11 protein-coding genes are annotated in these 14899 nt (G+C 34.5%); 7 read left to right on the top strand and 4 right to left on the bottom strand.

Features of this window, described 5'->3' with window-relative positions; all coding sequences use genetic code 11:
• Positions 1 to 91 precede the first annotated feature (91 nt).
• The 6 genes from OZP10_RS03005 to ku all read left to right on the top strand — a co-directional run bounded on the left by OZP10_RS03005 (position 92) and on the right by ku (position 6355).
• Positions 92 to 1306: a hypothetical protein gene (locus OZP10_RS03005; protein WP_281633457.1), complete on the top strand. Its 1215-nt coding sequence runs from the start codon at positions 92 to 94 to the stop codon at positions 1304 to 1306.
• A 14-nt stretch (positions 1307 to 1320) separates the two neighbouring features.
• On the top strand, positions 1321 to 2325 hold the full coding sequence (locus OZP10_RS03000; RefSeq protein WP_281633456.1) for an NHL repeat-containing protein: 1005 nt from the start codon (positions 1321 to 1323) through the stop codon (positions 2323 to 2325).
• Positions 2326 to 2648: 323 nt separating this feature from the next.
• Positions 2649 to 3680: a methionine ABC transporter ATP-binding protein MetN gene (metN, locus tag OZP10_RS02995; protein WP_111375784.1), complete on the top strand. Its 1032-nt coding sequence runs from the start codon at positions 2649 to 2651 to the stop codon at positions 3678 to 3680.
• The gene (locus OZP10_RS02990; RefSeq protein ID WP_281633455.1) at positions 3673 to 4326 is read left to right on the top strand and encodes a methionine ABC transporter permease MetI; all 654 of its coding nucleotides are present in this window, start codon (positions 3673 to 3675) and stop codon (positions 4324 to 4326) included. The genes metN and OZP10_RS02990 overlap by 8 nt, the downstream gene beginning before the upstream one ends.
• Before the next feature lie 105 nt (positions 4327 to 4431).
• Complete coding sequence (gene metQ / locus OZP10_RS02985) at positions 4432 to 5244, top strand: methionine ABC transporter substrate-binding lipoprotein MetQ (RefSeq protein WP_281633454.1); 813 nt, start codon at positions 4432 to 4434, stop codon at positions 5242 to 5244.
• Between the two features lie 331 nt (positions 5245 to 5575).
• Positions 5576 to 6355, top strand: a complete 780-nt coding sequence (ku, locus tag OZP10_RS02980; RefSeq protein ID WP_281633453.1) for a non-homologous end joining protein Ku — start codon at positions 5576 to 5578, stop codon at positions 6353 to 6355.
• On the opposite strand, the gene ligD is transcribed toward ku, so the two are convergent.
• Complete coding sequence (gene ligD, locus OZP10_RS02975) at positions 6352 to 8916, bottom strand: DNA ligase D (protein WP_281633452.1); 2565 nt, start codon at positions 8914 to 8916, stop codon at positions 6352 to 6354. The genes ku and ligD overlap by 4 nt on opposite strands.
• Positions 8903 to 9382 (bottom strand): hypothetical protein, encoded by a 480-nt coding sequence (locus tag OZP10_RS02970; RefSeq protein ID WP_281633451.1) that lies wholly within the window; start codon positions 9380 to 9382, stop codon positions 8903 to 8905. Before OZP10_RS02970 ends, ligD begins: the two co-directional genes overlap by 14 nt.
• 254 nt (positions 9383 to 9636) lie before the next feature.
• On the opposite strand from OZP10_RS02970, the gene OZP10_RS02965 reads away from it, so the two are divergent.
• A complete protein-coding gene (locus OZP10_RS02965; RefSeq protein ID WP_281633450.1) occupies positions 9637 to 11781 on the top strand; it encodes a catalase in 2145 nt (714 codons plus the stop codon).
• A 130-nt stretch (positions 11782 to 11911) separates the two neighbouring features.
• On the opposite strand, the gene OZP10_RS02960 is transcribed toward OZP10_RS02965, so the two are convergent.
• Together OZP10_RS02960 and OZP10_RS02955 are read right to left on the bottom strand one after the other, a co-directional pair.
• A complete protein-coding gene (locus OZP10_RS02960) occupies positions 11912 to 13402 on the bottom strand; it encodes an aminotransferase-like domain-containing protein (RefSeq protein WP_281633449.1) in 1491 nt (496 codons plus the stop codon).
• 146 nt (positions 13403 to 13548) lie between these two features.
• Positions 13549 to 14820: an acyltransferase family protein gene (locus OZP10_RS02955; RefSeq protein WP_281633448.1), complete on the bottom strand. Its 1272-nt coding sequence runs from the start codon at positions 14818 to 14820 to the stop codon at positions 13549 to 13551.
• Positions 14821 to 14899 lie beyond the last annotated feature (79 nt).

Below are 14899 nucleotides of genomic sequence, written 5' to 3'. Positions count from 1 at the left end.
ACTTCATATTTTTCTTGCAATATACTTGTTTTTAAAAATCATATTTATAGTTTTGCACCATATTTTTAACCCCAAACCTACTGACATACTGATGAGAAAAAACACTCACTTTTTTGTATTTGCCCTATTGGCAAGTATTATTTTTGGTTGTAGTGACGACGGAGATTCGTACAAGCCAAATTATCTGCCAAGCATTGATGCTACAGCTTTACCAGCAGAAAACAAACCAATGACCATGTTTGAAGATGATGAAAGTCCTTCAAAAATGTATGATAAAACAGACCGTTGGTTCCGCGTAAACGAACCGCTTCAGGTTATCCAAAAAGGAAAAGATTCTGTACAGATTTCGTTGTATTCTCCAGTCGGACTTACAAATGTGAAAATCTATGCGAAACTTCCAAATTATGATAAAAAGTTTGTGCTTTACACTTTTTCTAAAATACCAGCTTTTCATCGTTCGTTTCATAAACTTCCTTTAACAGAAAAAGCAAACGATTATTTATTAGAAACAGGAAATACAGTAACGATCGAGAAAATTGAAGGATTCTCTTCTGGAGCAATTCAATTTTCAGTAGAATCGGATGATCCTTTATTTCTAAAATTCAAAAAAATAAAATCAAATCATTTGGTTCAGTTTCATGATGGATACCACATTAATGAAATGGGTAAATTTCTTCCTATGAATCCAGCTTTGGCAAAAGAAGCAATTACCATGATTATCAATTATTCTTATGCGCTGAGCCATCCAATGTATTACAGCACATTTACCAATTTTGATAAATACAAACAAGAACAAGCCGCTGCAGCTGGAACAGGCATAAACGGTGCGTTAAACTGGCACGGAAATGCAGAAGATAAAGACGGTGTTTATGATTATTATTCTAAAGAAGAAATCGAAAAAATATATTGGAATTATCTAGACAAAAGAACCGTTTGGATGGCAATGGTTGGAGGAGATTCTGCTTGGGGCGGAGGAAATCTAGCATCGCAATGGGAATCGGGTTACGTAACGGGACATTGGGTTGGAGAAATGTCGGTTTGGTCGCACGAATATTCGCATCACATCGGTTTTAGCCACAGCAGTAATTTAGCAAATAGTGGTGAAGGCGGTGGCCAACAGGAAATGCTGACAGATTTCTATAAGTATTTAATTTATCTGAATGATCTACCTTTTACAGATCCGGACGTTTTGAAAACGTATGAGAAAACAAATTACGTAAGCGGAAATTATAAAAAACCAGTGTTTAAAATTAATCCGAAAAATCCATTTTTAGTCAAATACAAAGGCGAAGGAAAATGGAATTAAAATATAAAACAACGATGAAAAATATTTTGCCCCTGATATTTGCTCTTTGCTTTTTTACCAATTGCAGTAAAGACGACAATGAGACCAAAGACTATAGTTATTATTACCCAACAGATGAAGCTTCGATTACAGCAGAAAACATTCCAGGGAGTGCTGAAGCATTTGATCCGAAAGGAATCGCAGTTGCAAACGAGAAACTATACGTTATCAACGGAAATGTTTTAGAAGTATTTAATGCTCTGACATTAGCGCACATTAAAACAATTAAAGAATATACAAAAGGAACAACAACAATTCCGTTAACAAGCCTGACTTCGGTTGCGGTTGACAATGGTCGTATTTATGTTGGAAGTACAGAATCTAGATTATTTGTTTTTGATGAAACTACAAATGCTGGAATCAGTACGGTTGGAAACGGACAATGGTGGCAGACTTTTGTACACGTTTTTGGTGTTGTAGTAAAAGACGGATTGATATTCGTAAAGGAAAAAGAAAAAAGCATTAAAGTATTTGAAACTTCTCAGATTACAGAGACAAGCAATTGGAATTTAGAGCCAATCGCTAAATTAAATACCATAAATGGCTACACAGAAGTATATTCTATGGATGTGTATGGTGGGAATCTTGTGGTTGCAGGAAGAGATGCGAAAAGTTATCTGTACTATGATATTGCAAACATTAAAGCAAATGCTAAGAATTCGCTAACAACTCCAATTGAACCAGATAAATTGCAATTTGTAGACATAAAACCAATTGCAGTTTCTTTTAGTAAAGATTGGGCGGTAACTACAGAAAATGAAGGAAGCACATCTTATTTAAGATTGTATCCAAAAGAAGAATTTATCAGAAAAAATTATAAAGCGGTTTTGAATGCTTCAGATATTTTTGGCGAGAATAAGTTCGGAACTATTGTAGGAACTGCACAGCTTGATGATCGTATTTTCTTATCAGATAATACCAATAAGAAAATTAGAGTGGTAAAACTGAACAAATCGGCAATTGCAGAACAGAACAATTAAGTTCTAAATGTCAATATTTTAAAATCCAAATTCCAAGCTAAATTGGAATTTGGATTTTTTTATTTAAAATAACCTACTATATTGATAGGGTATTAAAAGTTTTGATAATTTATAGCTAAAAATTAAAAATAACTGTTTAAATTTGCACTCGCTATGAAGAAAGATAACCAGAAAATGAATAATTATTATCGTTACAGCATGATGTGCTGTGCTATTGTAATGGTATTTATTGATCTGGCTTAATATATAAAATGATAAAATTTATTTCAAGAAAGCCTTTCAACTAATTAATGGAAGGCTTTTTTGTTTTTAAACTGTAAAGAATGATTGAATTAAAAAATGTAACCAAAACTTTTCATCAGAAAGACAGAATTGTCGCTGCTTTGTCTGATGTCTCTTTAAAGGTTCCTGAAGGGAAAATTTTTGGTGTAATTGGAACTTCCGGAGCAGGAAAAAGTACGCTGATTCGCTGCGTGAATTTGTTGGAAAGACCAACTTCTGGCGAAATTATCGTTGACGGAAAAGCTTTAATGCAGTTATCAAATGCTGAATTGGCAATTGAAAGAAGACAAATCGGAATGATTTTTCAGCATTTTAATCTGCTTTCTTCGAGAACGGTTTTCGAAAATGTGGCTTTTCCACTAGAATTGGCAGGAACTTCAAAAAGCGAAATCAAAACTCGTGTTTTAGAATTATTGCAATTGGTTGGATTGGCAGAAAAAGCCAACGATTATCCGGCAAGTCTTTCGGGTGGTCAGAAGCAAAGAGTTGCTATTGCAAGAACTTTAGCCAATAATCCGAAAGTTTTATTGTGCGATGAAGCAACAAGTGCATTAGATCCTGCAACAACAAGATCGATTTTAAATTTACTGAAGGACATTAACAAACGTCTTAATATTACTGTTTTACTAATTACGCACCAAATGGAAGTGGTAAAATCTATTTGTGATGAAGTTGCGGTTATTAGTCACGGAAAATTAATCGAGCAGGGAAGTGTTGGAGAAATCTTTGCCGACCCGAAACATGAATTGACAAGAGAATTTATTTCTTCTTCGCTTCATATCGAAGTTCCATCTGTTTATCAGGATAAATTACAAAAAGAGGATAATGGAAATCTGAATCCGTTGTTGAAATTGGAAATGACAGGAAAATCGGTTAACGAACCTGTTATCTCAGAAGTTTCAAGACTTTTTGATACCGATTTTAAAATCGTTAGCGCACAAATGGATCAGGCTGGCGAAGTGAATTTTGGCGTAATGCTGATCGAACTTTCAGGAAAACGTGAAAATTACGATGCTGCCATTCAATATTTTAATTCAAAACACATTAAAACAGAAATTATAGGTTATGTCTGATTCTCTTATAGATTTATTGTTAAAAGGAACATGGGAAACCATTGTTATGACTTTTGTATCAGGTTTTTTCGGGTTTTTGTTAGGACTTCCAACAGGAATTTTATTGTTCTTAACTCGTAAAAACCAGATTTTAGAACAGCCAGTTTTAAACAGAACATTATCGATAGTGGTAAACGTTTTTCGTTCTATTCCATTCATTATTTTAATCGTTTGGATGATTCCGTTTACACGTGCCATTGTTGGAACTTCAATTGGTGTGAGTGCCGCTTTGGTTCCGTTGAGCATTGGTGCGGCGCCATTTATTGCTCGATTGGTAGAAAATAGTCTGTTAAGTCTTCCTTCAGGATTAATTGAAGCGGCTAGAGCATTAGGAGCAACTCCTTTGCAAATTGTGTACAAAGTATTATTGCCAGAAGCTTTGCCTTCTTTAATCAATGCAGCTTCAATTACTTTAATCACTCTTGTTGGATATTCTGCAATGGGTGGAGCTGTTGGAGCAGGCGGTTTAGGACAAGTTGGATACCAGTACGGTTATATTGGTTATGATGCTGTAACAATGAACTCGGTTTTGGCTTTATTGGTCATTTTAGTATTCGTGATTCAGTTTGCGGGAGATAGATTATCAAAACGATTCGATCATAGATAAGATTTAGTCAAAAGTCAAAAGTCAAAAGTCAAAAGTCAAAAGTCAAAAGTCAAAAGTCAAAAGTGAAATGTTAGAAGTTAAAATTTAAAAAAGATATAAATTATTATGAAAAGAAATATTTTAAAAATAGCTGGAGTTTTGGCTTTGGCGCTTGTTTTATCCAATTGCGGGAAAAGTAAAAATAACGATCCTCATTTTATAAAAGTAGGGGTTGCTTCTGGACCAGAATTGAAAGTGGCGGAAGCGGCTAAAAAAGTAGCAAAAGAAAAATACGGTTTGGAAGTAGAACTGGTTTCTTTCAACGATTATGTGATTCCAAACGAAGCTTTGAGTCAGGGAGATATTGACGCAAATGCTTTTCAGCATAAACCGTATTTAGACGAACAATCAAAACAGCGTGGTTACAAATTGGCTATTATCGGAAAAACGTTTGTATATCCGATTGCAGCTTATTCTAAAAAAATAAAAAACCTTTCTGAATTGAAAAATGAAAGCACAATTATTATTCCTAACGATCCAACAAACGGAGGACGTTCTTTATTGCTTTTACAGAAAAACGGATTATTGAAGTTGAAAGATGGCGTTGGTTTATTGCCAAAGGTAACTGACATTATGAGCAATCCTAAAAACTTAAAAATTTTAGAATTGGAAGCGCCTCAATTGCCTCGTGCATTAGACGACGAAAATGTTTCAATTGCTATCATCAACAATACTTTCGCTTCTGCAGCAGGATTGGTTCCTTCTCGTGATGCTTTATTTGTTGAAGATAAAGAATCGCCTTATGTGAATTTGGTGGTAAGTCGTGAAGACAATAAAAACGAAGAAAAAGTAAAACAGTTTTTACAAGCTTTTCAATCTCCAGAAGTTGAAAAAGCAGCTGAGCAAGAATTTAAAGGCGGAGCAGTAAAAGGCTGGTAATTTTTTTTTAGTTATGAGTTATGGGTTATGAATTATGAGTGTTGCTAACTCATGATTCATAACTCATTTTTTTTTGTCCTATATGCACTTATATTCAAACATAACTCTTAGTTTCAACCACGAGAATACATCATTATTTGCATAAACTCATAACTCATATTTTTTTGTCTTTACGCATATATATTCAAATATAACCCGTGGTTTCAACCACGGGAATACGCGGTTATATAAACCATAAACCATTCACAATTATATAAAACAATCTGTTGATTTTGTAAGGCTTACCTTTTTTGATTGAACTAAATTTAGGTTCAATTTTAAAACAAAAATCATGAGAGCGATTTGGACAGGTTCGGTAAGTTTTGGGTTGATTAATATTCCGATAAAAATGTTTTCGGCTGTAGAGGAAAGCAGTCTAGATATGGATATGTTGGATGCAAAAGATCATGCCAATATCAAATTTAAACGTGTTAATGAAAATACGGGCAAAGAAGTAGATTACGCCAATATTGTAAAAGGATATAATCTGGAAGGCAAATATATTATTCTGGAAGATTCTGATTTTGAAGCCGCAGATGCCATTAAAACCAAAACAATCGATATTGAAAGTTTTGCTTTCGAAAAAGAAATCCAAAGTATTTATTATGAACAGCCGTATTATCTAGAACCCGATAAAGGCGCAATGAATGCCTACGGATTGCTTCGCGATGCGCTTGAAGCTTCAGGAAAAGTAGGCATTACAAGATTTGTACTGCGAAATAAAGAAAGCCTAGCAATTTTAAAACCGTACAAAAATGTGATTGTTTTAAATCGAATTCGGTTTGAACAGGAAATTAGAAGTACGAGCGAATTGAAACTGCCGCCAATGTCCAAAAAAGCAACAAAAGAAATGGATATGGCAGAAAAACTGATAGATCAGCTAACAGAGAAGTTTGATATTTCTGGGTTTAAAGACGAATATACTGCCAAGCTTTTGGCGATCATTAAAAAGAAAGCAAAAGGAAAACCACAGAAAGCAGCTCCAAAACTAAAAGTGGTACACAAACAAAGCGACGATTTAATGGAAATGCTGAAAGCAAGTTTAGAAAATAAAAAGAAAAAATCGTCTTAACTGTTTTGACTATTTTCCAGTTTGTGAATAATCTTTTTAATATTGGCGCCTTTAGATAAAACGGGTTTCCATAAATCGCCTTTTTTCTCAAATCGCTTTAATACATTTTTGATGGTAAATTGCGAAGGATGCAGTTTATCATTTACCTCACTCCATTCTAAAGGCGTAGAAACTGTAGCGCCAGGTTTTGGACGAACAGAATACGGCGCCGCCAAAGTTTGTCCGCGTCGGTTTTGTAAAAAATCGATATACAATTTGTTGTTTCTCTTTTTGATGCTTCTATCAACCGTCGTGATATCAGGAAGTCTGGATTGCACTTCTTTGGCAATCAATTCGCCCAGAATTTTTATAGAATCATAATCATATTGTGCTCCAAGCGGAATGTAAATATGAAGCCCAGAAGCTCCAGAAGTTTTGCAGAGGCATTCGGTTTCCAATTCGTCTAAAACTTCCTTTACAACCAAGGCCGTCTGAACCACTTGCTTAAAATCATCTTTTGCAGGATCTAAATCAATTACGAGCCAATCTGGATTCTGAATATGTTTGATGGTCGAGTTCCACGGATTCATTTCGATACAGCCTAAATTGGCCATATAAAGCAGCGTTTCTTTATTATTGCAGATTAGATAATCAATATCGGCATTGTTGGATTCTGAGAAGATTTTTTTGGTTTTAAGCCATTTCGGAATTTTATCAACATCAACATCTTTCTGATAAAAACTTGGAGAATCAATTCCGTTCGGGAAACGATTCATCGACTCTGGTCGATCTTTTAAATAGAGCAAAATCAGTTCTGAAACTTCATTATAATAGTGCACAATATCGCCTTTTGTAATCTTATCTTTTGGAAAATAAATTTTATTCTGATTAGTGAGATGCAAAGTCGTTTTACCAATTTTTAGATCATAATCATTTTCGGCTTTGTGTTTATTTAAATGTCCCATTTCAATTAAATTAGAATCTTTATTGCTATTGTTATTTCCATTCTCATTGCCATTAAAATTAACTTCATCGGCCTTTTTATCAATCCTTATTCCGAGATAAACCGGATGCCTCAAATGTTGATCTTGCGTCCATTCTGAAAATTTTACCTGACAGACGACTTTTGGTTTTACCCATTGAATCGGGTCGCGCAAAGGAACTTTTTCATCAAGCGGAGATTTTTCAATAAAATGCGGTTTTAGTTTAGTGTATAATTCTTTAAGGATTGCTTCTGTAAAGCCAGTTCCGCATTTGCCAATATAATGGAGCTTTTTGCCATCATATTGGCCAAGTAAAAGAGCGCCAAAATACTTTCTCGAATTTTTAGGTTCTGTGATTCCAATAATAATTGCTTCTTCTTCATTGGCGGTTTTTATTTTAAGCCAGTTGGAACTTCTTCTATTTACAGTATAAGTGCTATCAGATTTTTTGGCAATGATTCCTTCTGTTTTGTTTTTAACCGCTTTTTCAAATTGTTGTATTCCGTCGCCAACGGTATGTTCAGCATAAAAAACATTTGAAAAAGAATATTTATTGAAGAGAATTTTCAGCAGTTCTTTTCGTTCCAGAAGCGATAATTCGGTAATCAGATTTCCATCCAAATTCAATAAATCAAAAACATAATATTTAAGATTTCCGATTCCGGTTTTCATATAGTTTTGAAGCAGCTGGAAATCGGCTTTGCCAGCATCATTTTCTACCACAACTTCGCCATCCAAAACTACATTATGATCTATTTGTTGTAATTCTTCGGCGATTGGTTTGAAATTTTCAGTAAAAGAAAGCTGATTTCTGCTGAATAGATCTACCTGCTGCGCATTAATGACAGCAATCGTCCTATAGCCATCGTATTTATTTTCGAAAACCCATTCATCATCCTCAAAAGGTTTTTCTCGTACGCTGGCTAGCATGGGTTTTAGAAATTCAGCTTTTTCGGTTTTTGGATTGGTCTTTTTTTTTACAGCTTTTTTCTCAACCGTTTTTTCTTCTGTTTTTGAAGCCTGTTTTTCAGATTTTTGTATTAGCTGTTCTAAACTTCTTTTAGAAATAACCGATTTATTTTTTTCTAAAATATCTTCAGTAGAAGCATATTTGTCATTTTTCTTGATTAAAAGCCAGGCATTTTCTTGTTTTCCGTGAAGTTTCACTAGAGAAAATTCGCCTTTCAGTTTTTTGCCTTTTAGAACAAAACTCAAACGTCCTTTTTCTAAATCGCTTAATAATTGTTTTTCGTCAGAAGCTGTTTTTTCATCCGAAGTATAGGTTCCATTATCCCAAACAATTACATTTCCAGCGCCATAGTTTCCTTCTGGAATTGTGCCTTCAAAATCTTTATAACTGTAAGGGTGATCTTCGACCATCATGGCGAGACGTTTTACATCAGGATCCATTGACGGACCTTTTGGCACTGCCCAGCTTTTTAAAACACCATCCATTTCTAGCCTGAAATCATAATGAAGATGCGATGCAGCATGTTTCTGCACGACAAAAATCAATTCGTTTATCGATTTTTCAACTTTTCCTTTTGGTTCACGGGTTTGTTTAAAATCTCTTTTTTGATGGTATTTAGACAGTGACATAAGTTTTCAAAAGAATTAAAGTGGTTAATGATATAGAGTAAAGCGTCGTTGCTGTGACAGCAAAAATAATATGGGCAAAGAACAGCTGAATATAATAACCTTTAAAATCAATTGGGGGTTGATGATCGGTCATTTTAAATATGATAATCCAGCTGAGTATGCCAATTACACCACTGATAACTCCTAGTAGGAGAGCATTGAGTGGAGAAACTGGTAATATATTCTTTACCCATACTATATGATATCCCATAACAAATAGAAAACCAATAATGTAATGTATCAGCCAGCCCCAAGTTTTCTGAGATTCTTCGGAAAGGCTGATGTTTGTTTTTTTTATAGCAAAACTCAATAAAACAGGTTCTTTATACAATTCTCTAAAATTCTTCGATATAACATAACTAAACAAAGTCATAGCCGACGTCGCCCCAATAGAAATTAAAATTACTTGTATAATGGTGTAAATCATATGGAACTTGTTTTTTGAAATAAAATGCTAAGTCAAAGTTACTTTTAAAAAGAGTGTTTTCTGTTATAGGATTAAAAAAACGACTTATATAATTATCAGTAAAACATTGATTTCAAATATATTATGATTCGAATAATATAACCCTTAAGCTGAATTGTATAAATTTTAACTTGAAAAGCCATCTAACTTTGTTAACCTATTGTTTGAGAAATATCACAAGCTTCATTGAATGATAAATGTAAAATCAACAGAAAATGAAAAATTCAAAAAAAACAAATCAAGACAATTCTGATGGAAAACAGAACGATTTAGAACAGAATAAATCAAATGCCGAAAACGAATTTTTAACCACTAACCAAGGCGTTAAAATAAACGACAATAACAATTCTTTAAAGTCAGGAGAAAGAGGCCCTTCTCTTTTAGAAGATTTCATATTACGAGAAAAAATCACCCATTTTGATCACGAAAGAATTCCAGAACGTATTGTTCATGCACGAGGTTCGGGAGCGCATGGTTATTTTGAATTGTACAATAGCATGGAAAAATATACCAAAGCAGGCTTCTTAAACGATAAGAGTATCAAAACACCAGTTTTTGTTCGATTCTCGACTGTTGCTGGTTCTAGAGGATCTACCGATTTAGCTCGAGATGTTCGCGGTTTTGCTGTTAAATTTTATACGCAGGAAGGTATTTTTGATTTGGTCGGAAATAATATGCCTGTATTTTTTATTCAGGATGCCATGAAATTTCCAGACTTGATTCATGCTGTTAAAGCAGAACCGCACAATGAAATTCCGCAGGCTGCTTCGGCACATGATACCTTTTGGGATTTTATTTCGCTAATGCCAGAATCGATGCACATGATTATGTGGGTAATGAGCGATAGGGCGATTCCAAGAAGTTTAAGAATGATGGAAGGTTTTGGAGTGCATACTTTTAGATTTATTAATGAGAAAAATGAATCGCATTTTGTAAAATTTCATTGGAAACCAAAATTAGGCACACACGGAGTTGCTTGGGATGAAGCACAGAAAATATCAGGAAAAAATTCAGATTTTCATAAACAGGATTTATGGGAAGCCATAGAAGCAGGAAATTTTCCAGAATGGGAATTAGGGGTTCAGATTATTCCTGAAAGCGACGAACATAAATTTGATTTTGATTTACTTGATCCAACCAAATTAGTTCCAGAAGAATTGGTTCCTGTAACGATTGTCGGAAAAATGGTTTTGAATAAAAATCCAGATAACTTTTTTGCAGAAACAGAACAGGTGGCTTTTCACCCTGGACATATAGTTCCTGGAATTGATTTTTCAAATGATCCTTTATTGCAAGGCCGATTATTTTCGTATACTGATACGCAATTATCAAGATTAGGAAGTCCAAATTTTCACGAAATTCCAATTAATAGAACCATTGCGCCAATGCACAATAATCAGCGTGATGGACACATGCGTCAGGAAATTGCAAAAGGTAAAGTGAGTTATCATCCAAATTCTTTAGGAGGCGGATGCCCATTTCAAGCCAAAATGGATCAGGGCGGATTTGTAAGTTTTAATGAACGAGTAGATGCTCATAAAGTACGAGCGAGAAGCAACAGTTTTTCGGATCATTTTAGTCAGGCAGCGCTTTTTTACAACAGCCAAACGCCTATAGAACAAGATCATATTGCTAGTGCTTTGTCTTTTGAATTGGGAAAAGTAGAAACGGTTTCGATTAGAGAAAGAATGCTCGGACTTTTAAATCAGGTAAATACTGATTTAGCATCAAAGGTTGCTAAAAATTTAGGAATTCCAGTTCCGAAAAATATTGAAAAACCAATAAATCATGGGGTTGGAGCAGACGATGAAGGAAATCAAGAACCTACAAAAGTAAAACCAAATGTAGGGAGTTCAGATGCTTTGAGTATGCTTAAAAATCCAACCATTTCCAATACAATTGCAACTCGACAAATAGCTTTTTTATGTACGGATGGTGTAAGTGCAGATTCAATAAAAGTAATGAAAACGGCCTTGCAAAATGCAGGAGCAAAAGCCGTTATTATAGCACCGCATCTAGGAACTATTGTTTCTGCAGAAGGAACAGAAATTCCAGTAGATCAGACATATAAAATTGCGGCATCGGTACTTTTTGATGGCGTCTTTATTCCAAGTGGAAAAGGAATTGCAAATCTTTCGAAAATAAAAGAAGTAAAAGAGTTTTTAAATGATTCGTATCATCATTGTAAATTTATTGCAGCTGAAGCCGAAGGAGTACAGGTCTTAAAAAATAACAGTGATATAAAATCTAAAGACCCGGGAGTTTTGACAAGTGAAAATGGCGCAGACAAATTACTGGCTACTTCGTTTATAAAAGCTTTGGGAAGACATCGTTTTTGGGAAAGAGAAAAAAGTCTGTAATAAAATGAAAATGGCTGTCTTTTGCGACAGCCATTTTTTTTAGAATAAACAATTATTCTGTGCACATTTATATTTCAATATAACCCGTAGTTGAAACCAGGCGCTATGTTTTGTTTTATGGATTGAAAAATTATTTCTCTAGAATTATTTCCAAACTCTTACTCAAAATAGAAACGGCTTTTTCCATTTCTTCTTTCTCCAAATGTCCAAATCCTAAACGGGTCGCGGTGAGGTTTTTGGTTTGATATAAAATGGTTTTTGGCAGAAACAAACCATGTTTAGAACATTCTTTTTGAAACTGAATCAGATTAAAATGATCTAGCCATTCAACCCAAATTGCCAATCCTCTTGGTGGCACTTTAAATTTGATTTTGCCTTTGAGTTTTTCATTAAGAATTGAAACAAAATGATCGCGACGTTCTTTATAGATTTTTTTATTTTTCTTAGAAAGACGGTGCACTTCGCCTTCGGTAATCCATTCGGTTAAAACCTGTTCTTTTATAACATCAATTCTGGGTTCTAAGATGTTTTGATGCTTTTCGAGTTCTTTGATAAATTCGGCAGGTGCGGCGACAAAACCGTAACTGAATCCTGATGGTAATGATTTTCCGAAAGAACCAATATAAACCACTTTCTGATTAGAGTCAAAAGCAGCTAATGGCAAAACAGGATTATTATCATAATGAAATTCAAAATCGTAATCGTCTTCTAGAATCACAAATCCGTATTGATTGGCCAATTCCAAAACTTCAATTCTTTTTTTAGCGCTAAGCGAAATAGTGGTTGGATAATGATAATTGGATGTTAAATATAAAACTCGAATTTTGGTCGTTTCACAAATTTCTTTTAATCGTTTAGTATCAATTCCGTCTTCATTTACCGGAATAGAAATGATCTGCGCTCCCGTATTGGTAAGCGTCATGTTTGACATATAATATCCCGGCGAAGCTACGATGACTTTATCGCCTGAAGTAATAAGCACTTTTGTAACCAGATACAAAGCGATTTCGTGACTGCTTGTTGTAAGAAGGTTAGAAGTCGAAATACGAATTCCTCGTGTAAGATTCAGATAATTAGAAAAATGAGTTTTAAAATTCGAATGCGAACGAAGTTCTATCTGTTCGTAAGTTTTAGAGGTTTTTCGTCTTTTTAATTTCGAAACATATAATCTAGCCAAAACATCGGTTTGAACCAATCGTAAATCGGGCATTCCATCATTAAATTGATACGGCAGATTACTGATTTCAATCGGACTTTCAAGGATAGTTGAACGCTGAAAACTGAAACCAATATTGTCTGGAGTGGTATTTTGTTCTTTCGAAATACTAATTTCAGCTTTGTTTTTTTGTTTTTGCTGTGATAAAATAAAAGTTCCTTTGTTCGGAAGTGTCTCAATCCAGCCTTGTGATTCTAAATCCTGAAAGGCTTTGATTAAAGTGTTTCGGTTAACAGAAAGCACTTTACATAAAATTCTAGTGCCAGGAAGTTTGGTACCTTCGGGAAGAAACCCTGTTTGTATGGCTTTGATAAATTCAAAAACAAGCTGCAGATAAATAGCAGTGCTTTCTTCTGGTTTAAGCTGAATAAAGCTTTTAAAAGGAATTTCAACCGGACTATCCATAATTTATAAACTGACACTTTTGTTGGTACGGCAAGATACTGCTTTTCTTAAAATTTTTAGGAAAAAAGAAAAGTGATCTTTACATAAGTGCTAGAACGATGACCAAATCAAACTATTAAGTCCGGCTGAAATATTATTTAACCGACTTACACTTTAAAAATCAGTTTCTTTTTGTAGAAAATCCATAAAATGAACGACCAGAAAACAGCATAAGATAAGGCATAAGCGAGTGATGCATTTAAAGGATTTTCAAAACAAGGAACAATTCCGTGGTTATATATATACGCTTGAAGTCCAATTTCTTCTCCAGCTTTTTCGGGATCGGCTACTTTTATGCCACTTAAAACTCTCGGAATTATTCCAGAAAAGAAAAATACGATCATCGGGTTCACGCCCCAAATCAGGAATAATTTCGTCCATTTTTTATGTCCTTGAATATCGATTATATAATACAAAAGTGTTAAACATAAGGTTGCAATTCCGGCTGTGTATAAAACATAAGAACTTGTCCAAAGTGATTTGTTAATAGGGAAGAAGATGTTCCAAATTAAACCTCCAATTACTAAACCAGTTCCTGCAATGGCGGTCTTTTTTACGATTTCCATTTTATCGACAGATAAATTTAACAGCTGACCAATGTACATTCCTAAAATTCCAGTTCCAATGGCTGGTAAAGTGCTTAAGATTCCTTCTGGATCCCAAGTTTTAGATGAAGCCCATAAATGTCCGTTTAGAAGTGTATCGTCTATCCAAGCGGCAAGATTGGTTCCTTTGTCGAAATTGGCAGGACCAAATCCAGGAACGGGAACAAAAGCCATTACAAGCCAATATCCAATTAAAAGTATGGCTAAAACTAAAAGCTGTGTTTTTAAATTAGTTTTTAAATACAAAATAGAAGTAAAGAAATACACAATCGCAATTCGCTGTAAAACGCCAGGGATTCTGGTGTCTTCAAAATGTTCAAGTCCGCTAAATGATAATGAGATAAGAATTAGAAATACTCCAACTGCAAGAATGGTTTTGACTTTCATTGAAAAGTTTCCTAAAAGGGCATAAGCAACGGCAAAAGCAATTACCAATCTTAATCCTAATAACGGAATTCCTTCCAAGCCAAATAAATGGATTCTGCTGAAAACACTTAAAAATAATCCTAAACAGAAGATTCGCAGAGAACGGACTAAAATTTTATTGAAAACACTTCCGTCAAAATGTTTTACAGGCATTGCAAACGGAATAGCCGTTCCCATAATAAAAACAAAAAACGGGAAAACTAAGTCAGTAGGCGTACAGCCATGCCATTCAGCATGTTCCAAAGGCGGGTAAATAGATGACCAGCTTCCCGGATTATTGACAATCGTCATTAAGAGAATAGTAAATCCTCTAAAGACATCGAGTGAGGTTAAACGTTCTTTTGTCATTGGGTTTATTTTTTTTGGTTGTTAGATTTTTTTTAGATGAAAGATGCAAGAAGAAAGATTCTTTGGACTTTGCTTTCAG

The organism is Flavobacterium luteolum (assembly GCF_027111275.1).
Lineage (GTDB): Bacteria > Bacteroidota > Bacteroidia > Flavobacteriales > Flavobacteriaceae > Flavobacterium > Flavobacterium luteolum.
Note: the sequence above shows the minus strand (reverse complement) of the source record. Positions and strands in the feature narration are given on the sequence as shown.

Coding starts and splice junctions, on each gene's coding strand:
- OZP10_RS02960 (WP_281633449.1), bottom strand. CDS start 13,402: ATGGATAGTCCGGTTGAAATTCCTTTTAAAAGCTTTATTCAGCTTAAA.
- OZP10_RS02955 (WP_281633448.1), bottom strand. CDS start 14,820: ATGACAAAAGAACGTTTAACCTCACTCGATGTCTTTAGAGGATTTACT.
- OZP10_RS03000 (WP_281633456.1), top strand. CDS start 1,321: ATGAAAAATATTTTGCCCCTGATATTTGCTCTTTGCTTTTTTACCAAT.
- OZP10_RS03005 (WP_281633457.1), top strand. CDS start 92: ATGAGAAAAAACACTCACTTTTTTGTATTTGCCCTATTGGCAAGTATT.
- metQ (WP_281633454.1), top strand. CDS start 4,432: ATGAAAAGAAATATTTTAAAAATAGCTGGAGTTTTGGCTTTGGCGCTT.
- OZP10_RS02990 (WP_281633455.1), top strand. CDS start 3,673: ATGTCTGATTCTCTTATAGATTTATTGTTAAAAGGAACATGGGAAACC.
- OZP10_RS02970 (WP_281633451.1), bottom strand. CDS start 9,382: ATGATTTACACCATTATACAAGTAATTTTAATTTCTATTGGGGCGACG.
- metN (WP_111375784.1), top strand. CDS start 2,649: ATGATTGAATTAAAAAATGTAACCAAAACTTTTCATCAGAAAGACAGA.
- ligD (WP_281633452.1), bottom strand. CDS start 8,916: ATGTCACTGTCTAAATACCATCAAAAAAGAGATTTTAAACAAACCCGT.
- ku (WP_281633453.1), top strand. CDS start 5,576: ATGAGAGCGATTTGGACAGGTTCGGTAAGTTTTGGGTTGATTAATATT.
- OZP10_RS02965 (WP_281633450.1), top strand. CDS start 9,637: ATGAAAAATTCAAAAAAAACAAATCAAGACAATTCTGATGGAAAACAG.